A 25,961-nucleotide genomic window follows, 5' to 3' on the forward strand; every position below is an offset into this window, starting at 1 on the left:
TCGCGGGTTAGGGAGAACAGGGACATGAGCGAGGACAGGCGGCGGTGGCCGCTCTCCCCGGGACAGCTGGGGATCTGGTACGGCCAGCGGTTGAACCCCGACAACGTGTTCGTCATGTCGGAGTACCTGGAGATCCACGGTTCGGTGGACGTGGCGCTGTTCGAGGAGGCGTTGCGCCGCACCGTGCTGGAGGCCGAGACGGTCCAGGTCCGGTTCACCGAGGACGCCGACGGGGTGTGGCAGTTCCTCGCGCCCGACCCGCACCTGCACTTCTTCGACCACACCGACCGCGCCGACCCCGTCGGTGACGCCGTGGCGTGGATGGACGACGACCTGTACCGGCCGATGGACCTGGAGAACGGCCCGCTGTCGGTGGACGCGCTGTTCAAGGTCGCGCCCGACCGGTTCCTGTACTACCAGCGCAACCACCACGTCATCGCCGACGGCGTGAGCGGGCGCATCTTCACCGACCGGCTCGCCACCGTGTACTCCGCGCTGGTGGCGGGTGAGGAGGTGCCCCCGGGCGCGTTCGCCACCCTCCAGCAGTACCTGGACGACGATGCCGCCTACCGCGCCTCGGACGCCTACCGCCGCGACCAGGAGCACTGGCGGACCCGCCTCGCCGACCGTCCCGCGCCCGTCGGCCTCACCTCCGGCACCGCGCCCGCCAGCGCCCGCCCGGCCCGCGCCACCGCGGTGGTCGACCCGGCGCTGATGGACCGGATGAAGGAGCTGACCCGGGCGCACGCGTCCACCTGGCCGATGGCGCTGACCGCCGCCACGGCCGTGTACCTGCACTTGGTGACCGGTGCCCGGACCACGCCGGTCGGGTTCCCGGTGATGGCGCGCAAGAGCAAGCTGCTGCGTGACACGCCGGGCATGGTCAGCAACATCCTCGCGCTGTTCGTGGACCTCGACCCGGCGGCGACGTTCGTCGACGTGCTGCGGCGCACGACCGTCGAGGCCCGGAACACGCTCAAGCACCAGCGGTACCGGCAGGAGGACGTGCTGCGGGACCTGGGGTTGGTGCGGGGTGCGGGTCAGTTGGCCAACGTCGTGGTCAACATCATGCCGTTCGACTACAACGTCACGTTCGGCGGGCATCCGGTGACGGCGCACAACTTGTCCAACGGCGTGATCGACGACGTGGAGATCACCGCCTACGACCGGTCCGACGGCAAGCCCGTGCGGATCGACTTGGACGGCAACGAGTTCTTGTACGGCGAGGCCGAGGTGGCCGGTCACCTGGACCGGCTGCTGCGGCTGCTGGAGCGATTGCTGGCGGACCCGGAGGCGCCGCTGGCGTCGTTCGACTTGCTGGACGCGGCGGAGCGGGACCAGGCGCTGGTCGGGTGGAACCGCACCGAGGCGCCGTTGGACGACGCCGACGGTGTGGTGCGCCGGGTTCAGGAGCATGCCCGACGCACGCCGGACGCGGTGGCGTTGGTGGACGACGAGGGGCCGACCACCTATGCCGAACTGGCCGGGCGCGTCGCCGCGCTGACCCGCCGGTTGTGGGCGGCGGGTGTGCGGCGCGGTGACCTGGTCGCGCTGCCGACCGCACCGGGCCGTGACTTCGTGGTGTCGGTGCTGGCCGTGTTCGGCGCGGGCGCGGCGTACGTGCCGGTGGACGCCGACGCACCGATCGCCCGTGGCCGTTCGCTCGTGGCCGACAGCGGGGCACGGCTCGTTCTCGCCTCGCCCGCCGTCGCCTCCTTCGCCGCCGAGCTGGGTGTGGACCTGCTGCTGGTCGGGGGCGAGGCCTCCGACGAGTGGCCCGAGCCGGTCGGTGCGGGCGACGACCTGGCGTACGTGCTGTTCACCTCCGGGTCGACCGGCAAGCCCAAGGGTGCCATGGTCACCCACCGGGGCATGGTGAACCACCTGCTGACCAAGGTGGAGGACTGTCGGCTGTCCGAAGTGGACACCGTGGTGCAGAACGCGCCGCTGACGTTCGACATCTCGATCTGGCAGATGCTCGCCCCGCTCATGATGGGTGGCACGGCACGGATCGTCGCACGGGAACTCGCCGCCGACCCGCGTGGCCTCTTCGACCGGACCGACGCGGAGCGCGTGGCCGTGCTGGAGGTCGTGCCGTCGTTGCTCCGCGCCGCCCTGGACCTGTGGGACGCGGACGGCGGACGTCCGGGGCCGGCCTCCTTGCGGCTGCTCGTCGCCACGGGTGAGGCGCTGCCCGCCGACCTGTGCACCCGCTGGCTCGACGCGTTCCCCGGCATCCCGCTGATGAACGCCTACGGCCCCACCGAGTGCGCCGACGACGTCACCCACGCGTTCATCACCTCGCCCGACGACGTCACCGACGGCGTGCCGATCGGCAGCGCCCTGCGCAACACCCGCCTCTACGTGCTGGACGACCGCCTGCGCCCGGTCCCCGTCGGCACGCCCGGTGAGCTGTACGTGGGCGGCGAAGGGGTGGGACGCGGGTACCTCGGCGACCCGGGCCGCACGGGTGTGGTCTTCGTCGCCGACCCGTTCACGCCGCGTCCCGGCCGTCGCATGTACCGCACCGGTGACTACGTGGTGCGCCGCGCCGACGGGTCGCTGGTGTTCCTGGAACGACGTGACCACCAGGTGAAGGTGCGCGGTCACCGCATCGAGCTGGGCGAGGTCGAGGCGGTGCTCGCCGCTGGTGAAGGTGTCGGCGCGCTCGCGGTCGTCGTGCGGGAGGACCGGCCCGGTGACAAGCGGCTCGTCGCGTACGTGACGCCGGTCGACGTCGACCTCACCGCGCTGCGGGCGTCGGCCGAGGCGCGGTTGCCGGGTTACATGGTGCCGTCGGCGTTCGTCGCGCTGGACGCGTTGCCGTTGACGCTCAACGGCAAGCTCGACCGGCACGCGCTGCCCGCACCCGACTCGGGCGCCGCCGGCCGCGCGCCGCGCACGCCGCTGGAAGAGCTGATGGTCGCGGTGTTCGCCGACGTGCTCGGCGTCGAGCGGGTCGGGGTGGACGAGGGGTTCTTCGACCTCGGCGGGCACTCGCTGATGGCGACCCGGCTCATCAGCAAGGTGCGGGCGGCGCTCGGCGCGGAGCTGTCGCTGCGGGAGGTGTTCGACCACCCGACGCCCGCCGGGCTCGCGCTCGTCGTGGACGGCGCCGCCGTCGCCCGGTCCCGGCCCACCGCACGGCCGCGCCCCGACCCCGTGCCGCTGTCGTCCGCCCAGCGCCGGCTGTGGTTCCTGCACGGCCTGGACGAGACCGGCGGCACCTACAACGTGCCGCTGCCGCTGCGCCTGACCGGCCCGCTCGACCGCACGGCGCTGTTGGCCGCCCTCGGCGACGTCGTCACCCGCCACGAGCCGCTGCGCACCCGCTACCCCGAGGTCAGCGGCGAGCCGGTGCAGCAGGTGCTCGACGTGGCCGACGCGCTGCGCGTGCTGCCCGGCCACGTGGAGACGGCTGCCGTCGCCGACCCGGCGGAGGAGATGACCGCCGCCACCGGCCACCGCTTCGACCTCGCCAACGGCCTGCCGTGGCGGCTGTGGCTGTTCGAGACGGGTGCCGACGAGCACGTGCTGCTGCTGGTCGTGCACCACATCGCCGCCGACGGCTGGTCACTGGCACCGCTGCTGCGCGACCTCGGCGCCGCCTACCGCGCCCGGCACGCGGGAGGAGCCCCGGTGTTCACGCCGTTGCCGTTGCAGTACGCGGATTACGCGCTGTGGCGACGGGAAGCGCTCGGCGACGAGGACGACCCGGACAGCGCGCTCAGCCGCCAGGCCCGGTTCTGGCGCGACCGGCTCGCCGACCTCCCCGAGGTGCTGGAGCTGCCGACCGACCGCCCGCGCCCGGCCGTGCCGTCGCACCGGGGCGCACGCGTGCCGCTGACCGTGGACGGCGAGCTGTACGGACGGCTGGCCGACCTCGCGCGGGAGACGCGCACCAGCGTGTTCATGGTGCTGCACGCGGCCGTGGCGGCGTTGTTGACGCGGTTGGGCGCGGGGACGGACATCCCGTTGGGCACGGCGGTGGCGGGTCGTTCGGATGAGGCGTTGGACGACCTGGTCGGGTTCTTCGTCAACACTTTGGTGTTGCGCACCGATACCTCGGGTGACCCGTCGTTCAAGGAGTTGCTGGAGCGGGTGCGGCAGACGGACCTGGCCGCGTTGGCGCACCAGGACGTGCCGTTCGAGCGGTTGGTGGAGGTGCTGAACCCGCGTCGTTCGCTGGCCCGGCACCCGCTGTTCCAGGTGATGCTCGTGCTGCAGAACACGCCGGACCCGGACGTCGAGCTGCCCGGCCTGGACGTCGCCCTGGCCGACCTGCGCACCGCCGTCGCCAAGTTCGACCTGTGGTTCGACCTCTACGAGACCCGTGACGACAGCGGCGCGGTGACGGGTATCGCCGGTGCGCTGGAGTACGCGCTGGACCTGTTCGACGAGTCCACCGCACGGCACCTGGTGACCCAGCTCGGCACGCTGCTCGCCGCCGTCGCCGCCGATCCCGCGACGTCGGTGGCAGGGCTCGACCTGCTCACCCCCGAAGAGCGGCACGCCGAGCTCGTGACCTGGAACGACACCGCCCGCCGCGTCGGCGCCACGTCCCTGGTCGCCCGGTTCGAGGCACAGGCCGCGGCCACGCCCGACGCGCTCGCCGTGGTGTCCGACGCGGGCACCTCCACCTACGGGCAGCTCGACGCCGAGGCCGACCGGTGGGCGAACCGGCTCGCCGACCTCGGGGTGGACACCGAGACCCCCGTCGCGCTGCTGATGGACCGGTCGCCGTCGCTGGTCGTGATAATCCTCGCGGTGCTCAAGGCGGGCGGCTACTACGTGCCGCTGCACGAGTCGTACCCGGTGGAGCGCGTGGACTTCGTGCTCACCGACGTCGGCGCACCCGTCCTGGTCACCGACCGGCCCGAGCCTGAAGGCCTGACCGCACCGGTGCACGTCGTGCACACCGGCGCGTGCCCGCCGGTCGCGACCAGGCTGAACCGGCGCTCACACCCCGACCAGCTCGCCTACGTCATGCACACGTCCGGCTCGACGGGCGTGCCCAAGGGCGTCGCCGTCACGCACGCGAACGTCGTGGAGCTGGCCACCGACCGGCTGTTCACCACGCCCGCGCACGCCCGCGTCCTGCTGCACTCCTCGCACGCCTTCGACGCCGCCACCTACGAGCTGTGGGCGCCGCTGCTGTCCGGCGGCACGGTCGTCGTGGCGCCGCCCGGAGTGCTGGACATCGCTGCCCTCGGCCGGGTCGTGGCCGAGCACCGCGTCACCGCCCTGTGGCTCACCGCCGGGCTGTTCCGGCTGGTCGCCGAGGAAGCGCCGACGTTCCTTGCGGGTGTGCGGGAGGTGTGGACCGGCGGTGACGTCGTGCCCGCCGCCGCGGTGGCCCGGGTCCGCGCGCACTGCCCGGAGCTGACCGTGGTCGACGGCTACGGCCCCACCGAGACCACGACGTTCGCCACGCGGTTCGCGCTGCGGCCCGGCGATCCGGACCCGCAGACCATGCCGATCGGCCTGCCGATGGACAACACGCGCGTGCACGTCCTCGACGCCGACCTCCGGCTCACGCCGCCCGGCGCGGTCGGCGAGCTGTACGTGGCGGGTACCGGTCTCGCGCGCGGCTACCCGGGCCGGGCCGGGCTGACCGCGGAGCGGTTCGTGCCCAACCCGTACGGGCCGCCCGGCGACCGCATGTACCGCACCGGCGACCTGGTGCGCCGCCTGCCGGACGGGCAGTTGGCGTTCCACGGACGCGCCGACGACCAGGTGAAGCTGCGCGGGTTCCGGATCGAGCCCGGCGAGGTCGAAGCCGTGCTCGCGCGGCACCCCGACGTGGCGCACGCCGTCGTCGCGGTCCACGTCGACCACCACGGTGAACGTCGTCTGGTGGCGTACGTCGTGCCCGACGAAGGCGCGACCGTGGACCAGGTGGCGTTGTGCGGTCACGTCGGCGAGGCGTTGCCCGCGTACATGGTGCCGTCCGTGGTGGTGGAGCTGGCGGAGTTGCCGCTCAACGCCAACGGCAAGGTCGACCGGCACGCCCTGCCCGCGCCCGCCACCGCCGTCACGTCCGCGTCCCGCGCGGCGCACGGCGTGGAGGAGACGTTGTGCGGGTTGTTCGCCGACGTGCTCGGCGTGCCCGAGGTCGGGGTGGACGACGGGTTCTTCGACCTGGGCGGCCACTCGCTCCTGGCCATGCGGCTGATCAGCCGGGTCCGGGCCGTGCTGGGGGTGGAGGCGCCGATCCGCGCGGTCTTCGAGCACCCGACGCCCGCCGGGCTGGCCCGCGTCCTGCACGACGCCGCGCCCGCCCGTGCCCGCGTCACCCCGCGTGCCCGGCCCGACGTGGTGCCGCTGTCCGCCGCGCAGCGACGCCTGTGGTTCCTGGACCGGCTGGACGAGGCGGGCGGCCTGTACTCGGTGCCGCTGGCCGTGCGGCTCACCGGTGCGTTGGACGACTCGGCGCTGCTCGCGGCCGTGGCCGACGTGGTGGCCCGGCACGAGGTGCTGCGGACCGTGTTCCCGGAGATCGACGGCTCGCCGCGGCAGTCGGTGCTGGACCCGGCCGCGGCCGCCGCGCTGCTCAGCGCCGCGACGAGGCGCGTCGACACCACCGAGGACGCGCTGGCCGCCGACCTGGCCGACGCCGTGAGGCACAAGTTCGCGCTCGCCGACGACCTGCCCGTGGCCGTCCGGCTGTACCGGCTCGCGGACGACCACCACGTGCTGCTCCTGCTGCTGCATCACGTAGCCGCCGACGGCTGGTCCCTCGCGCCGCTGCTGCGCGACCTCGGCGTCGCCTACCGCGCCCGGCACGCGGGCGTGGCACCGGAGTTCACGCCGCTGCCCGTGCAGTACGCGGACTACACGCTGTGGCAGCACGACGTGCTCGGCTCCGACGAGGACGGGCACAGCCCGCTGCGCGCCCAGCTCGACCACTGGCGGGCGCTGCTCGCCGACCTGCCCGAGACGCTCGACCTGCCCACCGACCGGGCACGTCCGAGCCGGCCGCGCCACGACGGCGGCTCCGTCCCGCTGCACCTGGACGCCGACGTGCAGGCCCGCGTGGCACGCCTGGCCGCCGCGCACGGCGCCAGCCCGTTCATGGTGCTGCACGCCGCGCTGTCCGCGTTGCTGACGCGGTTGGGCGCGGGCAGCGACATCCCGATCGGCACGCCGGTCGCGGGTCGGCGGGACGAGGCGCTGGACGACCTGGTCGGGTTCTTCGTCAACACGCTCGTGCTGCGAGTGGACACCTCGGGCGGGCCCGCGTTCGCCGACCTGCTCGACCAGGTCCGCGAGGTCGACCTGGCCGCGTTCGCGCACCAGGACGTGCCGTTCGACCGGCTCGTGGAGGAGTTGGCGCCCCAGCGCTCGCTGGCCAGGCACCCGCTGTTCCAGGTGCTGTTGACGGTGCAGAACAACGCCGACCCGGACCTGGACCTGCCCGACGTGACGCCCGAGGTGGTGGACCTGCCCGCCGGTCCGGCCAAGTTCGACCTGTCGTTCACGCTGGCCGAACGGCACGAGCACGGCGAACCCGCGGGCCTGCGCGGTGAGCTGGAGTACAGCCGGGACCTGTTCGACGCCGACACCGCCCACCGGATCGCGTCCTGGTTCGCCCGGGTGCTGGACCAAGCCACCGCCGAGCCGACGCGCCGCCTCGGCGAACTGGACCTGCTCGCACCCGGTGAGGCCGACGACCTGGCCCGTGCCGCGGTCGGACCTCTCGGCCCGGTGCCGGACCAGACCGTGCTGGCCACGTTCGAGCGAAGCGCGGAAGGTGACCTCGTCGGCGGGGACGTCCGGCTTACCGGGGCCGAGGTGGAGCGGCGCGCCAACCGGCTCGCGCACTCGCTGCTGCGCGGCGGCACGGCGGTCGGCGACGTGGTGGCGGTGGTCCTGCCCCGCTCGGTCGACACCGCCGTGGCGCTGCTCGGGGTGCTCAAGGCGGGCGCGGTCTACCTGCCGCTGGACCCCGACCACCCGGCGGAACGGCGGCGCGCCACCCTCGCCGACGCCCGTCCGGCTCTGGTCATCGAGGGCTCGGTCGACGCCCACACCGCGCCGGACGCCCCGGACACGGCACCCACCGACGCCGACCGCACCCGACCGCTGACCGCGCGCGATGCCGCGTACGTCATCTACACCTCCGGCTCGACCGGCCGTCCCAAGGGCGTCGTGGTGGAGCACGGTTCCCTCGCGAACCTCCTGCGCCACCACCAAGAGCACGTCTTCACGCCGATCGCGCGCCGCCTGGGCCGTGACCGGCTCAGGTCCGCGTTGACCGCGCCCGTCGCGTTCGACGCGTCCTGGGACCCGGTGCTGTGGCTGCTCGCGGGCCACGAGCTGCACGTGATCGGCGACGACATCCGCCGCGACCCGGAGGCGCTGGTGGCACACCTGCGCCGGGAGCGGATCGACGTCATCGAGACCACACCGTCCTATGTGGACCACCTGGTGGCGCACGGCCTGCTGGACGGCGACGAGCGGTTCCCGTCCGTCGTGCTGCTCGGCGGTGAGGCCGTGCCCGCACACCTGTGGGAGGCGTTGCGCGGCACGCCGGGGCTGGTCGCGCTCAACCTCTACGGCCCGACCGAGACCACCGTGGACTCGATGATCGCCGACCTGGCCGACCACCCGGCGCCGGTCATCGGCACGCCGGTGCTCAACAGCCGGGCGCACGTCCTGGACGCGTGGCTGCGGCCCGTGCCGGTGGGCGTGCCCGGCGAGCTGTACCTGTCCGGCCCGAACGTCGCCCGCGGCTACCTCGAGCGGCCCGCGCTCACCGCGCACCGCTTCGTCGCCGATCCGTTCGCCGGTGGGGGAGCGCGGATGTACCGGACGGGCGACCTCGCACGCCGCCTGCCCGACGGGCACGTGGAGTTCCTGGGCCGGGCCGACAGCCAGGTCAAGGTGCGCGGCTTCCGGGTCGAGCCCGGCGAGGTCGAAGCGGCGCTGCGCCGCCACGACGGCGTCGACACCGCCGCTGTGGTGCTGCGGTCGGATGACGGCGGCACGTCCCGGCTGGTCGCCTACGTCACCGCGAGCGCGCCGTTGGACACCACCGCCCTGCGGGCCGCGCTGCGCACCGAGCTGCCCGACTACCTGGTGCCGTCCGCGGTGGTGGTGCTGGACGAGTTGCCGTTGAGCCACAACGGCAAGCTCGACCACGCCAAGCTGCCCGCACCCGCCGCACCCGAGCCGACCCCGCACGTCGAAGGCACGCGCACCGGCAGGGAAGCGGCGTTGTGCGCGGTGTTCGCGGACGTGCTCGGCCTGCCGGACGTGGGCGTGCACGACAGCTTCTTCGACCTCGGCGGCGACAGCATCGGCTCCATCCAGCTCGTCAGCCGCGCCCGCCGGGCCGGCCTGGTGTTCACCCCGCGTGACGTGTTCGAGCGCAAGACCGTGGCCGAACTCGCCCTGGTGGCGGTGGAACCGGCCGACGCCCGGCCCGTGCCCGACACCACCGGCAGCGGCCCGGCCGTGCTCACGCCGGTCGTGCGCTGGTTCCTCGACAGCGGCGGCACGCTCGACGGCTTCAACCAGGCGCAGCTCGTCGCGGTGCCCGCGGAACTGGGCTGGGACCGGCTGGTGAGTGCGCTGGACGCGGTGCTGCGCCACCACGACGCCCTGCGCGCCCGCCTCCACCGTGACGACGAAGGCGAGTGGTACTACGAGATCGCCGACCCCGGCACGGTGCGCGCGGTCGACGTGACCCGCCGCGTGGACGTGACCGGGCTGGACGACACCGCGCGTGCCGCCGCCGTCCGCGCCGAGACCGACACCGCGTGGCGACGCCTCGACCCGGCCCGCGGGCAGCTCGTGCAGGCGGTGTGGTTCGACGCGGGTCCCGCGCACCCCGGCGACCTGCTGCTGGTCGTGCACCACCTGGCCGTGGACGGCGTGTCGTGGCGCATCCTGCTGCCCGACCTCGCCCAGGCGTGGCACGCCCTCGCCGCCGGCCGCGAGCCCGTGCTGGAACCGGTGTGGACGTCGTGGCGGCGCTGGTCGCACCTGCTGCACGACGCCGCGCACGACCCGGCCCGCGCCGACCAGCTGCCGTACTGGACCACCGTCCTCGACGGCCCCGACCCGCTGCTCGGCGCACGCCCGCTCGACCCGGCCCGCGACACCGTCGGCACCGCGCGCACCGCCGAGGTCGCCCTCACGGTCGAGGAGACCGCGCCGCTGCTCACGGAGGTGCCCGCCGCGTTCCACGCGGGCGTGGACGACGTGCTGCTGACCGCGCTCGCGCTGGCCGTCGGCCGGTGGCGGGAACGTCGCGGCCGGGGCGCGGAGACGTCCGTGCTGCTCCAGGTCGAGGGCCACGGCCGGGAGGACGTCGTGCCGGACGTGGAGCTGTCCCGCACGGTCGGCTGGTTCACCAGCGTGCACCCGGTGCGGCTGGACCCGGGCCGGGTCGGCTGGCCCGAACTGCTGGCCGGCGGACCCGCCGCGGGCACGGCGCTGAAGCGGGTCAAGGAGCAGCTGCGCGAACTGCCGGAGAAGGGCGTCGGCTACGGCCTGCTGCGCCACCTCAACGCCGACACGGCGGGCAAGCTCGCCGGCCTGGGCGCACCGCAGATCGCGTTCAACTACCTCGGCCGCGTCGACACCGCGGGCGGTGACCGGCTGTGGCTGCCCGCACCCGGCTTCACCGCCCCGGTCGGGCACGACGACCTGCCGTTCGTGCACGCGGTCGAGGTCACGGCCGTCACCGAGGACACCCCGGACGGCCCGCGCCTGAACGCCACCCTCGCCTGGCCCGCCGACCTGCTCGCCGACACCGAGGCGGCCGACCTCGGCGCGGCGTGGCGGCAGGCGCTGCACGGGCTGGTCGAGCACGTCCGGGGCGCCGCGGCGGGCGGCCTCACCCCGTCCGACGTGGACCTGGTCCCGCTCAGCCAGGACGAGCTGGACCTGCTGGAAGACGACGAAGACGAGAGCGAGGACTTGGACCGATGAGCAAGAAGTCCGCAGTCGAGGACGTCCTGCCGCTGTCGTCGTTGCAGGAGGGGTTCCTCTTCCACGCCCTGTACGACCGGGACGGCCTGGACGTCTACACCGTGCAGCTGGCCACCGAGCTGACCGGCCCGGTGGACGTGCACGCCCTGCGCGCCGCGGCCGACGCGTTGCTGCGCCGGCACGCCAACCTGCGCGTCGGCTTCCGGCACAAGGGCCTCGACCGGCCCGTGCAGGTGGTGCGCCGCGAGGTGCGCGCGCCGTGGCGGGAGGTCGACCTGACCGGCGCCGCCGACCCGGAGGCGGACTACGCGGAGCTGGTCGACGAGGAACGGGCCCGCCGCTTCGACATGGCCCGCGCGCCCCTGCTGCGGCTCGTGCTCGTCGTGCTGCCCGGCCAGGTGCACCGGCTGCTGCTGACCATGCACCACATCCTGATGGACGGCTGGTCCACGCCGGTGTTCCTGGACGAGCTGTTCACCCTCTACGAGCACGCGGGCGACGACTCGGCGATGCCCCGCGTCACCCCCTACCGCGACTACCTCGGCTGGCTGACCCGCCAGGACGCCGAGGCCGCGCTGACCGCCTACGACGACGTGCTGGCGGGCCTGGACGGGCCCACGCTGGTCGGGTCGGCAGCCGACAACGCCTCCGTGGTGCCCGACGGCGTCCTGGTCGAGCTGGACGACGAGCTGACCGACGCGCTCACCCGCACCGCCCGCGCCCGCGGCTGGACGATGAACACCCTCGCCCAGGGCGCGTGGGGCGTGGTCCTCGGCCGCTACCTTGGCCGCCGCGACGTGGTGTTCGGCGGCACGGTGTCCGGTCGGCCCGCCGAGCTGCCGGGCGTGGAGACGATGCTCGGCCTGTTCATCAACACGCTGCCGGTGCGGGTGTCGTGGGCCGCCGGGCAGTCGCTGGGCGAGCTGCTGACCGCCGTGCAGGACCGGCAGGCGGGGCTGATCGCCCACCAGCACGTCGGGCTGGCCGACGTGCAGCGGCGCACCGGCCACGGCGAGCTGTTCGACACCACGATGGTGTTCGAGAACTACCCGGTCGACGTCGATACCGCGCCCGCGCTGAGCGGCGGCGTGCGGATCACCGACTTCCAGGCCCGGGACGCCACGCACTACACGATCAGCCTGGTCGGGTTGCCCGGCGAGCGGTTGGCGTTCCGGCTGGACTACCGGCCCGACGTGCTGGGCCGGGCCACCGTGGCGCGGATGGGGGAGTGGCTGCGGCTGGTGCTGCGCGCCATCGCCGCCGACCCGGACCGCGCCGTCAACGCCGTCGACCTGCTCGACGCCGACGACCGCGAGCGCGTCCTGGTCGACTGGAACGCCACCGACCACCCCGTGGAGCCGCTGCACCTGACCGCCCTGCTCGACCGGCAGGCCGCCGCGACGCCCGACAAGACCGCCGTCGTGCACGGCGACGAGCAGCGCACCTACGCCGAGCTGCACGCCGACGCCAACCGCCTGGCCCGTCTGCTGGTCGGGCACGGCGCCGGACCGGAGACCCTGGTGGCGGTGGCGCTCCCGCGCGGCACGCGCCTGGTCACGACGCTGCTCGCGGTGCTCAAGACCGGCGCGGGCTACCTGCCGCTCGACCCCGACCAGCCGACCGAACGGCTCGCCGACATGCTCGGCGAGACCCGGCCCGTGCGGCTGATCACCGACTCGCTCCTCGCGCCCGGACTCGCCGCGTTGGACGTGCCCCAGCTCGTCCTAAACGACCTCGATGACCACGCGTTCTCCGCCGATCCGCTGACCGACGCCGACCGACGCTCGCCGCTGCGGCTGGAGCACGCCGCGTACGTCATCTACACGTCCGGCTCGACCGGCCGCCCCAAGGGCACGCTGGTCGAGCACCGCGCGGCGGTGAACTACCTCCAGTGGTCGGTCGACGCCTACCCGTCCGTGAAATCCGGCGTGTTCCTGCACTCGCCGGTCACGTTCGACCTCACCGTCACCGGCCTGTACGCGCCGCTGATCTCCGGCGGCGCGGTGCACCTGGGCGACCTCGCCGACGACGGCATCGACCCGGCGAGCCCCACGGCAGCCGGTTTCACGTTCCTCAAGTGCACGCCCAGCCACCTGTCCGTGCTGGACGTGCTGCCCGACACCTACTCGCCGACCGCCGAACTCGTGCTCGGCGGCGAGCCGCTGCCCGGCGCGCAGCTCGACGTGTGGCGCAAGCGCCACCCGGGCGCGCGGGTGGTCAACGAGTACGGCCCCACAGAAACCACGGTCGGCTGCACCACGCTGGTCATCGAGCCCGACGACGAGATCCCGGCCGAGGTGCTGTCGCTGGGCCGTCCACTGTGGAACACGCAGGCGTACGTGCTGGACGACGCGCTGCGCCCGGTGCCGCCCGGCGTGGTCGGCGAGCTGTACATCGCGGGCGAGAACCTGGCCCGCGGCTACGTCGCCCGGCCCGGCCTCACCTCCGGCCGGTTCGTCGCCAACCCCTATGGTCCGGCTGGCTCGCGCATGTACCGCACCGGCGACCTCGCCCGGTGGGGCGAGCACGGCGACCTGCTGTTCGCGGGCCGCGCCGACGACCAGGTGAAGATCCGCGGCTACCGGGTCGAGCTGGGTGAGATCGAGTCGGTGCTGTCCCGGCACCCGTCGGTCGGGCCGGTCGGTGTGGTCGTGCGCGAGGACCAGCCCGGCGACCAGCGGCTCGTCGCCTACGTGGTGCCCGCCGAGGGCCACGACTTCGACCCGATCGCCCTGCACGCGCACGTCACCGCCGCCGTGCCGGATTACATGGTGCCGTCGGCGTTCGTGCGGCTGGACGCGTTGCCGCTGACCGCCAACGGCAAGCTGGACCGCCGCGGCCTGCCCGTACCGGACGTGGTCGGCGGCACCGCCGCGACCGGCCGCGCGCCGCGCAACTTCACCGAGGAAGTGCTGGTCGGCGTGTTCGCGACCGTCCTCAACCTGCCCTCGGTGGGCGTGGAGGACAGCTTCTTCGACCTGGGCGGCCACTCCCTGCTGGCCACCCGCCTGGTCAGCCGCGTCCGGTCCGTGCTGGACGTGGAGCTGTCGATCCGGTCGGTGTTCGAGGCGCCGACGCCCGCCGCGCTGGCCGCCCTCGCCGAACGTGCCCGCGGCACCCGCCACGACGTCGAGGTGCTGCCCCGCCCGGACGTGCTGCCCCTGTCGTACGCCCAGCGGCGGCTGTGGTTCCTCGACCGGCTGGAAGAAGCGGCGATGTACAACGTGCCGCTACCGCTGCGGCTGACCGGGCAGCTGGACCGGGACGCGCTCACCGCGGCGTTCGGTGACGTCGTGGCGCGGCACGAGTCGTTGCGCACCACGTTTCCGGAGGTCGACGGCGAACCGCGTCAGCACGTGCTCGACGCGCCCACCCTGCCGGTGGTGCACGTGGAGGTGGACGAGGACGACCTGCCCGCCGCCCTCGCCGACGCGCTGGCGCACCGGTTCGACCTGGCGGCGGAGCCGCCCTGCCGGCTGTGGCTGTTCGAACTCGCACCCGACGAGCACGTCGTGTTGTTCCTGGTCCACCACATCGCGGGCGACGGCTGGTCGCTCACCCCGATGCTGCGCGACCTGGCCGCCGCCTACCGCGCCCGGCTCGCGGGTGCCGCGCCGGAGTTCCCGCCGCTGCCGTTGCAGTACGCCGACTACACGTTGTGGCAGCGGCGCGTGCTCGGCTCGGACGAGGAGGAGGGCAGCGCGCTCGCCGCGCAGGTCGAGTTCTGGCGTTCGCGGCTCGCCGGGCTGCCCGAGGTGCTGGAGCTGCCGACCGACCGGCCGCGCCCGGCGGTGGCGTCGTACCGGGGCGGGCGGGTGCCGCTGCGCCTGGACGCCGACACGCACACCCGGCTCGTGGCGCTGGCCCGGCAGACCCGCACGACCGTGTTCATGGTGTTGCAGGCCGCGGTGGCGGCGTTGTTGACGCGGTTGGGCGCGGGGACGGACATCCCGTTGGGCACGGCGGTGGCGGGGCGTTCGGACGAGGCGTTGGACGACTTGGTCGGGTTCTTCGTCAACACTTTGGTGTTGCGCACCGACACCTCGGGTGACCCCACGTTCAAGGAACTGCTGGAGCGGGTGCGGCAGACGGACCTGGCGGCGTTGGCGCACCAGGACGTGCCGTTCGAGCGGCTGGTGGAGGTGCTGAACCCGCGTCGTTCGCTGGCTCACCACCCGCTGTTCCAGGTGATGCTCGTGCTGCAGAACACGCCCGAGGCCGACCTGGACCTGCCCGACCTCGCCATCGACCTCGAAGAGGTGCCCGGCGGCGCGGCCAAGTTCGACCTGCTGCTCGACCTGCGCGAGACCCACGACCACGCGGGCCGCCCGGCGGGCGTGGCAGGCGACCTCGAACACGCCCTCGACCTGTTCGACGCGCCCACCGCCCGCGCCCTCGCGCGCCGCCTCGTGCGTTTGCTGGAGACCGTGGTCGCGGACCCCGTGATCCGCCTCGGGGACGTGGACGTGCTCGACCCGGCGGAACGCGAACGGGTGCTGCACACGTGGAACGACACCGCGCGGCCTGTGCCCGAGGTGTTCGTGGAACACCTGGTGGCGCGGCAGGCCCGTCGCACGCCCGACGCGTTCGCCGTGGTGGGTCCCGACCGCGTGCTCACGTACGCGGAGCTGGACGCCCGCGCCGACCGCCTCGCGGCGCTGCTCGTGGAACGCGGCGTGAAGCCGGAGACCTTGGTCGCGGTGTCGCTGCCCCGCACGTCCGACGCGGTGGTGGCGCTGCTCGCGGTGCTGCGGGCGGGTGGCGCATATGTGCCGCTGGACCCCGGCCACCCGGCCGAGCGCGTGGCGTTCGCGCTGGACGACACCCGCCCGGTGTGCGTGCTGGCCGTCGCCGCCACGGCCGACCGCCTCACCGCCGCCGCCGACCGCTTGGTCCTGCTGGACGACCCGGCCGTCGTCGAACGCCTCACCTGGCCCACCGCACCGCCCACCACGACCGTCCACAGTGGATCACTGGCGTACGTGATCCACACCTCGGGCTCCACCGGTCGGCCCAAGGGCGTGGCCGTGACGCGGGGCGGCATGGCGAACCTCGTCGCCTGGGCCGCCGACCACTTCACGCCCGAGGAGCTGTCCTCGGTGCTGCTCGCCACCTCGCTGAACTTCGACGTGTCGGTGTTCGAGCTGTTCACGCCGCTCACCGTGGGCGGGCGGGTGGAGATCGTGGAGAACCTGACCGCGCTGGTGGAACGCGGCGGCTGGTCCGGTGGGCTGGTCAGTGGTGTGCCGTCGGTCTTCGCGCAGGTGCTGGCGGCCGGGGTGGACCTGGACGCGCGTGCCGTCGTGCTGGCCGGCGAGGGCCTGCCCGCGAGGGTCTACAACGACGTGCGCGCCACCCTGCCCGCCGCCCGGATCGACAACATCTACGGCCCCACCGAGGCCACCGTCTACACCCTCCAGTGGGGCACTACCGCGCCCGACCCGCTGGACAAGCCCGCGCCGACGGGCCGTCCACTGTGGAACACCCGCGCCTACGTGCTGGACGGGGCGCTGCGCCCGGTACCGCCCGGCACGCCCGGCGAGCTGTACCTGGCGGGTGAAAGCCTGGCCCGCGGTTACGTCGGCCGCGCGGCCCTGACCGCCGAGCGGTTCGTCGCCGACCCGTTCGGCCGGGGCGGGCGGCTCTACCGCACCGGCGACCTGGTGCGCTGGAACGCGGACGGGCAGTTGGAGTACCTGGGCCGCTCCGACGACCAGGTGAAGCTGCGCGGGTTCCGGATCGAGCTGGGCGAGGTCGAGTCCGCCCTCACCCGGCACGCCGAGGTGGACCGCGCCGCCGTCGTGGTCCGCGAGGACCGGCCGGGGGACAAGCGCCTCGTCGGGTACGTCACCGGCCGGGTCCTCGACCCGACCGCCGTGCTCGACACCGTGCGTGCCGTCCTGCCCGCGTACATGGTCCCGGCCGCGCTCGTCGTGCTCGACGCGTTCCCGTTGAACGCCAACGGCAAGCTCGACCGTCGAGCCCTGCCCGTCCCGGACGCGGCCGTGGTCGGTGACGCCGCGCCGCGCACCCCGGCCGAAGAGGTGCTGTGCGCGGTGTTCGCCGACGTGCTCGGCCTGGACCGGGTCGGCGTGGACGACGGGTTCTTCGACCTCGGCGGCCACTCGCTCCTCGCGACCCGCCTGGTCAGCCAGGTGCGGGCGGCGATGGGTGTGGAACTGCCGCTGCGCGCGGTGTTCGAGGCGCCGACGCCCGCGCTGCTCGCGGCCCGTGCCACCACCGCCGGTATCGCGCGCCGTGGCGTCACCCGCGCCGAACGGCCCGACATCGTCCCGCTGTCGTTCGCCCAGCGCCGCCTGTGGTTCCTGGACCGGCTTGAGGACGCGGGTGGGATGTACAACATCCCGATCGCGCTGCGGCTGTCCGGGGACCTGGACGTGACCGCGCTGCGCGCCGCCCTGGGCGACGTGCTGGCCCGGCACGAGTCGCTGCGCACCGTCTTCCCCGACACCGACGGCACGCCGCGCCAGCACGTCGCGCCCGCAGCCGAGGCCGACGAGGTGCTCGGCCGGGCGTTCAGCGTGCGCACCACCGACGCGGGCGTCCTGCGCGAACGCCTCGACGACGCGGCGGCCACCAAGTTCGACCTGTCCCGCGAGCTGCCGCTCAAGGCGTGGCTGTTCGAGCTCTCGCCCTCGGAGCACGTGCTGCTGCTGGTGCTGCACCACATCGCGGGCGACGGCTGGTCGTTCACGCCGCTGACCCGCGACCTCGGCGAGGCCTACCGCGCCCGCCTCGCCGGACGCGCACCCGAGCTGCCGGACCTACCCGTCCAGTACGCGGACTACGCGTTGTGGCAGAACGACGTGCTGGGCGAGGACGGCGACCCCGGCTCGGCGGGCACGGCGCAGCTGGAGTTCTGGCGGCGTCAGCTCGACGGCATCCCCGACGCCTTGGAGCTGCCCGCCGACCGCCGCCGACCGGCCGTCGCGTCGCACCGGGGCGGCCTCGTGCCGTGGCGCGTGGACGCGTCCCTGCACGCAGACCTGCTCGCCCTGGCCCGCCGGTCCGGCACGAGCCTGTTCATGGTGCTCCAGGCGGCGATCTCGGCGCTGCTGACCCGGATGGGCGCGGGCGAGGACGTGGTCCTCGGCACGGCCGTCGCGGGCCGCACGGACGCCGCGCTGGAGGACCTGGTCGGGTTCTTCGTGAACACGCTGGTGCTGCGCACGGACACGTCCGGCGACCCGGCGTTCGAGGAGCTGCTGGGCCGCGTCCGGCAGACCGACCTGGCCGCGTTCGCGCACCAGGACCTGCCGTTCGACCGGCTCGTGGACGCGCTCAACCCCGAGCGGTCGGTGGCGCGGCACCCGCTGTTCCAGGTGATGCTCGTGCTGCAGAACGCCCCCGAGCCCGACCTGGACCTGCCCGGCCTGCACCTCGACCTGGTGGACCTCGGTGAAGGACCGGCCAAGTTCGACCTGTCGTTCGACCTGGGGGAGACCGGAGCCGGCCTGGAGGGCACCATCCAGTTCGCCGCCGACCTGTTCGACCGCACCACCGTCGAGGCCCTCGGCGCCCGCCTCACCCGCGTGCTGCGGGCCGTGGCCGCCGACCCGGCCACGCCGGTGAGTGCCCTGCCCGTGCTCGGCGAGGAGGAACGCGGGCTGGTGCTGCGCGAGTGGGCAGGTGACCCCGCACCGCGCGAGCGCGACACCGTGGTCGACCGGTTCCGCACCCGCGTCGCGAGCGCACCGCACGCGGTGGCCCTGGTGGACGGCGACCGCGAGCTGACCTACGCCGAGGTGGACGTCCGCGCCCGCGCGCTCGCCCACCACCTGGTCGCCGTCGGCGTGCGGCCGGAGACCCGGGTCGCCGTGCTGGCCCGGCGGACCGCCGAACGGACCGTCGCCACCCTCGCTGTGCTCTACGCGGGCGGCGCGTACGTGCCGCTGCACGACGGCAACCCGGCCGAGCGGCACAACTTGATCCTCGCCGACACGTCCGCTCTGGTGCTGCTCACCGACCGGGTCGAGCTGCCCGCCGGTCTCGTCGCACCGGCGCACGTGGTGGACCTGGCTGCCCCGGTGCCGCCCGCGCCCGACGCGGAGCTGCCCTCGCCGCACCCGGACCAGCTCGCCTACGTCATCCACACCTCGGGTTCCACGGGCGTGCCGAAGGGTGCGGCGGTGAGCCACGCGAACGTGGTGGAGCTGGCCGCCGACCCGGCCTTCGCCAGTGGCGGGCACCGGCGCGTCCTCGTGCACTCGTCGCACGCGTTCGACGCCGGCACCTACGAGATGTGGGTGCCGCTGCTCAACGGCGGCACGGCCGTGGTCGACGCGCCGGCCGACCTGGACCTGGCGGGCCTGGCGGCGGCGATCCGCCGGCACGGCGTGACCGCCGCGTTCCTCACCTCGGGCCTGTTCCGGGTGATCGCCGAGGAGTCGCCGGGCAGCCTCGCCGGCCTGCGCGAGGTGTGGACCGGCGGTGAGGCGGCCTCCGAGCACGCCTTCGAGGCCGTGCGCCGCCACTGCCCGGACCTCACGGTCGTGCACGTGTACGGCCCCACCGAGACGACGACGTTCGCCACCCGCCACGTCCTCCGGCCCGGTGACGCGGTCGGCGCGCCGCTGCCCATCGGCACCGCGATGGCGGCCACCGCGGCGCGGGTGCTCGACGCGCGGCTCCAGCCGGTGGCGCCGGGTGTGACGGGCGAGCTGTACCTCGCCGGCGCGAAGCTGGCGCGCGGGTACCTCGCCCGGCCCGGCCTCACCGCGCAGCGGTTCGTGGCCGACCCGCACGGCGCGCGGGGCGGCCGCCTGTACCGCACCGGCGACCTGGTGCGCTGGACCAGTGACGGCCGCCTGCGGTTCGTCGGCCGCGGCGACGGCCAGGTCAAGCTCCGCGGGTTCCGCATCGAGCTGGGCGAGGTCGAGGCCGTGCTGTCGGGCTGCCGGGGTGTGGCCGACGCCGTGGCGGTGGTCCGCGAGGACCGTGCCCGGGAACGCCGCCTCGTCGCCTACCTGGTGGGTGACGGCGTGGACGTCGAGGAGGTGCGGGCCGCCGCCGCGGCGACGCTGCCCGACTACTCGGTGCCGTCGGCGTTCGTGGTGCTGCCCGAGCTGCCGCTGACCGTGAACGGCAAGCTGGACCGCCGCGCCCTGCCCGCGCCCCGACGGGAATCCGCGCCGGTCACCGTGCCGCGCACGGCGGTGGAGGAGGCGTTGGCGGCCGTGTTCGCCGACGTGCTCGGCGTGGACCGGGTCGGCGTGGACGACGGGTTCTTCGACCTCGGCGGCGACAGTATCATGTCGATCCAGCTGGTCAGCCGGGCCCGCACGGCCGGGTGGGTGTTCACCCCGCGTGACGTGTTCGAGCTGAAGACCGTGCGTCGCCTGGCCGAAGTCGCCGTGCCACCGTCCGCGCTGGAGGACGAGGTGGCCGACGGAGTGGGCGAAGTGCCGCTGCTGCCGATCGTGGAGTGGCTGCGGGCCGGTGGCGGTCCGGTGGCCGGGTTCAACCAGTCGCACCTGGTCGCCACGCCCGCCGGGCTCACCACCGGGCACCTGGTGGACGCGTTGGCGGCCGTGGTCGACCACCACGACGCCCTGCGCACCCGGCTGCACCGTGACGACGACGGGTGGGCGCTGGAAGTCCTGCCGCCCGGTGCGGTGCGGGCCGAGGAGCACGTGGCCCGCGTGGACGTCGCCGGGCTCACCGACGAGGCGCTGTCGGCGGTCGTAGCCGAGCACACCGAGGCCGCCCGCCGCACGCTGCGGCCCGACGACGCGGTGATGGTGCGCCTGGTGTGGTTCGACGTCGGGCCGGACGCGCCCGGTCGGCTGCTCGTGATGGCGCACCACCTGGTCGTGGACGGCGTGTCGTGGCGCATCCTGCTGCCCGACCTGGCGTCCGCCGCGTCCGCCGCCCGCGCCGGTGTCGCACCCGGACTGCCGCCGGTGCGCACGTCGTGGCGGCGCTGGGCCACCCGCCTGGCCGACGCGGCGACCGAACCGCGGTGGGCCGAGCAGCTGCCGCACTGGCTCGCCACCGCCGACACCGCCCAGCCCGCCCTCGCCGCACGCCCGCTCGACCCGAGCCGCGACACCCTCGCCACGGCACGCACCACCGTGGTCGAGGTCGACCCGGACGTCACCACGGCGTTGCTGACCACCGCGCCCGCCGCGTTCCGGGTCAGCGTGGACGACGTGCTGCTCACCGGGTTCGGCCTGGCCGTGCGCGAATGGCTGGCCCGCCGGGGCGAACGGCTGCAGGACGCGCTGCTGGTCGACCGCGAGGGCCACGGCAGGCACGAGGACGCCGTCGCGCCGGGCCTGGACCTGTCCCGCACGGTCGGCTGGTTCACCAACCTCTACCCGGTGCGGGTGGACGTGCCGCCGTTGCGGTGGGACGACGTGCTCGCCGCCGGCGAACCCGTCGGCACGGCGCTCAAGCAGGTCAAGGAAGGGCTGCGCGCGGTACCCGACCACGGCCTCGGCTACGGCCTGCTGCGCCACCTCAACCCGGACACCGCGGGCAAGCTCGCCGCCTGCCCCGCGCCCCAGATCGGGTTCAACTACCTGGGCCGCACGAGCGTCGGCGCGACCGGCCGCGACTGGACCCCGTTGACCGGCGCCGGTGGCGCGGTGGGTGACGACGGCCTGCCGTTCGCGCACGTGCTGGAGGTCAACGCGTTCACCGAGGACGGCGCGGACGGCCCGCGGCTCGTCGCCGCCCTGTCCTGGCCCGCCGCCTTGCTCGACGAACCGGACGTGACCGAGCTGGGCCGGCTGTGGCGCGACGCCCTGGCCGCGCTCGCCGCCCACGCCCGCGACCCGCGCGCCGGTGGCCTCACGCCCTCCGACGTGGCGCTGGTCCCCCTGTCGCAGAAGAACATCGACCGCCTGGAGGCCATGATGAGGAAAGCAGGCCGATCATGAGTGCACCGCTCATGAGCGCACCGCGCATCGAGGACATCCTCCCGCTGGCCCCGTTGCAGCAGGGCCTGCTGTTCCACGCCCTGCACGACACCGACGGCCTCGACTTCTACACCGTCCAGGTGGCCGTCGACCTCTACGGCGAGCTCGGCGTGGACGCGTTGCAGGACGCCGTGCAGGCGCTCGTGCGGCGGCACGCGGGGCTGCGGTCGGTGTTCGTGCACGAAGGGCTCGACCAGCCCGTGCAGGTCGTGCTGGACCACGTCGAGGTGCCGTGGGAGGTGGTGGACTGCTCGGCGCTGTCCGTCGCCGAGGCGGAGGCGAAGTTCGCCGAGCGCTACGACGCCGAACGGCTGCGCCGCTTCGCGCTGCACCAGGACGTGCCGCTGCGGTGCGTGCTGTTCCGCATGCCGTTCAAGGACTTCCGGCTCGCGGTCACCGTGCACCACATCGTGCTGGACGGCTGGTCGCTGCCCGTGCTGCTGGACGAGCTGTTCGAGCTGTACGACCGGCACGGCGACGAGAAGGGCATGGCGCCCGTCGCGCCCTACCGCGACTACCTGGCCTGGCTGGACGCCCGCGACCACGAGGTGTCCCGCAAGGCGTGGGACGCGGTGCTGCACGGCGTCACCGAGCCGACGCTGGTCGGTGGCCCCGGGCGGCCGGGGGAGCAGGCGCCGCCCGCGCGGCTGAAGGTGAAGCTGGGGGAGGAGCTGACCGGGCGGCTGGCGGAGCTGGCCCGGGACCGGGGCTGGACGGTGAACACCGTCGTGCAAGCCGCGTGGGGCCTCACGCTCGGCGTGCACACCGGCCGCACCGACGTCGTGTTCGGCGGCACGGTGTCCGGCCGCCCGCCCGAGCTGCCCGGCGTGGAGCGGATGATCGGCTTGTTCATCAACACGCTGCCGGTGCGGGTGAGCTGGTCGCCCGACGACACCGCGGCGCACCTGCTCGACGCCCTGCAGTCGCAGCAGACCGGGTTGATGGAGCACCAGTACGTCGGCCTGGCCGAGATCCAGGGCCGGGTCGGGCGCGGCCCGCTGTTCGACACGACCCTGGTGTTCGAGAACTACCCGTCCGGCGACGACGACAACACCGAGCTGGCCGGTGGCGCGTTCCTGATCGACGTGGAGGCCCGGGACGCCACGCACTACCCGGTGACGCTGATCGGCGTGCCCGGCCCGAACCTGGCGTTCCGGCTGGACCACCGGCCCGACCTGGTGGACGCGGCCACCGCCCGCAGGCTCACCACCTGGCTGCTGCGCGTCCTCACCGACCTGGTCGAGCACCCGGACCGGCCACTGGCCGCGATCACGCCGCTGAACGACGCCGACCGCGACCGCGTGCTGCGCGAGTGGAACTCCACCGAGACGCCCGTCGAGGACGTCACGCTCACCGACCTGCTGGACCGGCAGGCCGCCTCCTCACCGCACGCCACCGCCGTCATCGACCACGACCGCGTGCTGGACTACACCGAACTGCACGCGTCCGCCGACCGCCTGGCCCGCCGCCTGGTCGCCGCGGGTGCCGGACCGGACGCGCTGGTGGCCGTGTCGCTGCCGCGCTCGGCCGACCTGGTGGTCGCGCTGCTGGCGGTGCTGAAGTCCGGCGCGGCCTACCTGCCGCTGGACACCGACCTGCCGTCCCGGCGGCGGGTCGTGCTGCTGGCCGAGGCACGCCCGGTGTGCGTGGTGACCGACGACGCGGCGGCGTTCCCCGACCTGGTCACGCTGGCGGTGCACGGCTCCGACATGCCCGACGTGACGGTGAGCCGGGTGCGACCGCACGACCTGGCGTACGTCATCCACACCTCCGGCTCCACGGGTACGCCCAAGGGTGTCGGCGTGCCGCACCGCGGCATCGTGAACCGCCTGCTGTGGATGCAAGACCGCCACCGCCTCGGCGCCGACGACCGGGTGCTGCTCAAGACCCCGTACACGTTCGACGTGTCGGTGTGGGAGTTCTTCTGGCCGCTGATCTCCGGCGCGGCGATCGTGGTCGCCAAGCCCGACGGCCACCGCGATCCGGCCTATTTGGCGCGGACCATCAACGACCACGGCGTCACCACCATCCACTTCGTACCGTCCATGTTGGACGCGTTCCTGGTGGAGCCGGTGGCCTGCCCGACCTTGCGGCGGGTGGTGTGCAGCGGCGAGGCGCTCCTCCCGGCCACCCGCGACCGGTTCCGGCGCACCCACGACGCCGAGCTGCACAACCTGTACGGCCCCACCGAGGCGTCGGTGGACGTCACGGCGTGGCAGTGCGACGCCGACGACCCGCGCGTGCCCATCGGCAAGCCCGTCTGGAACACCCGCGCCTACGTGCTAAACGCCCGCCTCGCGCCCGTGCCGCCCGGCGCGCCCGGTGAGCTGTACCTCGCGGGCGTGCAGCTGGCCCGCGGCTACCTCGGCCGTCCCGGCGTCACCGCGACCCGGTTCGTCGCCGACCCGTACGGCCCACCTGGATCACGCCTGTACCGCACCGGCGACCTGGCGCGGTGGGACGACGACGGCGCACTGGTCTACCTCGGCCGGGTCGACGACCAGGTGAAGATCCGGGGCGTCCGGGTCGAGCTGGGCGAAGTCGAGGCCGCCGTGGCGCGGTGCGCGGGTGTGGCGCACGCGGCCGTCGCCGTGCGCGAGGACGTGCCCGGCGACCAGCGGCTGGCCGCGTACTACGTGCCCGAGTCGGGTGCCGCGCCGGACGCCGACGCGCTGCGGGAGCAGGTCGCCGCCGAACTGCCCGCGCACCTCGTGCCCGGCACGTTCACCGCGCTGGACGCGTTGCCGCTCAACGCCAACGGCAAGCTCGACCGGCGCACCCTGCCTGCGCCGCGGTCCGCCGCGATCGCCGGACGCGCACCGCGCACCCTCACCGAGGACCTGCTGTGCCGGATGTTCGCCGAGGTGCTGCGGGTGGAGGAGTTCGACCCGGACCGCGGGTTCTTCGCCGCGGGCGGCCACTCGCTGCTGGCCGTGACGCTGGCCGACCGGGTGAAGGCCCGGTTCGACGCCGACGTGACCGTGCGGACGCTGTTCGAGGCGCCCAGCCCGGCCGAACTCGCCCGCCGGCTGGACGGCGACCCGGCCGCGACCGGCGTGGACGCGCTGGGACCCGTCCTGTCGCTGCGCGTCAGCGGTGCCGCGCCGCCGCTGTTCTGCCTGCACCCGGCGTCCGGGCTGAGCTGGTGCTACACGGGGCTGCTCGGCGTGCTCGACCCGGACGTGCCGCTCTACGGGCTCCAAGCCGACCTCGCCGTCGCCGACCCCGGCACGATCGCCCAGCAGGCAGCCCGGTTCGTCGGCCACATCCGCACCGTGGCGCCGCACGGCCCGTACCGGCTGCTCGGCTGGTCGATGGGCGGCCACCTGGCCCACGAGGCCGCCGTGCTCCTCCAGGAGGAAGGCGAGGAGGTCGAGCTGCTCGCCCTGCTCGACTCCTACCCGCGCGTCGGCACCGCACCGCTGACCACCGAAGAGGTCTTCGCCGACTCGTTCGCGGGCACCGGCCTGAGCCCCGACGACCTGGCCACGCCCGAGGGCCACGCCCGCGCCGTCGCCGTGGTGCGCACCGAACTCGGCGGCTACGACCAGACCACCGACGACCTCGCCCGCGCCGTCCTGGCCGCCTACCTGGCCAACGGGCGCGCCCTGTCCGCCCACGCGCCCCGCCGCTTCGACGGCGACCTGCTGTTCTTCCGCGCCACCGACGCCGCCGACCACCCGGAACGCGACCCGGGCCGGTGGGCACCACACGTCACCGGCGCGATCCGCGTGCACGACGTGCCCGCACCCCACGAAGAGCTGACCCGTCGAGACGTGCTCGACGAGGTGGCCAAGGCGGTCGACGCCGCCCTGGCGAAGCCGCGACCCGAAGGAGACCCGCGATGAGCACCAACCCGTTCGAGGACGAGAACGGCACCTACTTCGTGCTGGTCAACGACGAGAACCAGCACTCCCTCTGGCCGCACTTCATCGCCGTGCCCGACGGCTGGCGCGTGGTGTTCGGCGAGGCGAGCCGCCAGGAGTGCCTGGACCACGTCGAGGCGAACTGGACCGACATGCGACCCAAGAGCCTCATCGACGCCATGGGCGCCTGAGCACCCCACTGCAGAAGGAG

At 74.1% G+C, this 25,961-nt stretch carries 4 protein-coding genes; all 4 read left to right on the forward strand.

The window, feature by feature from the left end:
* Window positions 1-24 precede the first annotated feature (24 nt).
* The 4 genes from A6A25_RS42165 to A6A25_RS11280 are packed head-to-tail and all read left to right on the forward strand — an operon-like array spanning window position 25 to window position 25,941.
* Window positions 25-10,941 (forward strand): non-ribosomal peptide synthetase, encoded by a 10,917-nt coding sequence (locus tag A6A25_RS42165; RefSeq protein ID WP_083668251.1) that lies wholly within the window; start codon window positions 25-27, stop codon window positions 10,939-10,941.
* A complete protein-coding gene (locus A6A25_RS11270) occupies window positions 10,938-21,845 on the forward strand; it encodes a non-ribosomal peptide synthetase (protein WP_073888262.1) in 10,908 nt (3,635 codons plus the stop codon). Before A6A25_RS42165 ends, A6A25_RS11270 begins: the two co-directional genes overlap by 4 nt.
* Complete coding sequence (locus A6A25_RS11275) at window positions 21,842-25,732, forward strand: non-ribosomal peptide synthetase (RefSeq protein ID WP_083668252.1); 3,891 nt, start codon at window positions 21,842-21,844, stop codon at window positions 25,730-25,732. Before A6A25_RS11270 ends, A6A25_RS11275 begins: the two co-directional genes overlap by 4 nt.
* Window positions 25,729-25,941: an MbtH family protein gene (locus tag A6A25_RS11280; protein ID WP_073888266.1), complete on the forward strand. Its 213-nt coding sequence runs from the start codon at window positions 25,729-25,731 to the stop codon at window positions 25,939-25,941. Before A6A25_RS11275 ends, A6A25_RS11280 begins: the two co-directional genes overlap by 4 nt.
* The last annotated feature ends 20 nt before the right edge of the window (window positions 25,942-25,961 follow it).

The sequence above is a fragment of the Saccharothrix sp. CB00851 genome, assembly GCF_001905065.1.
Taxonomy (GTDB): Bacteria; Actinomycetota; Actinomycetes; order Mycobacteriales; family Pseudonocardiaceae; genus Actinosynnema.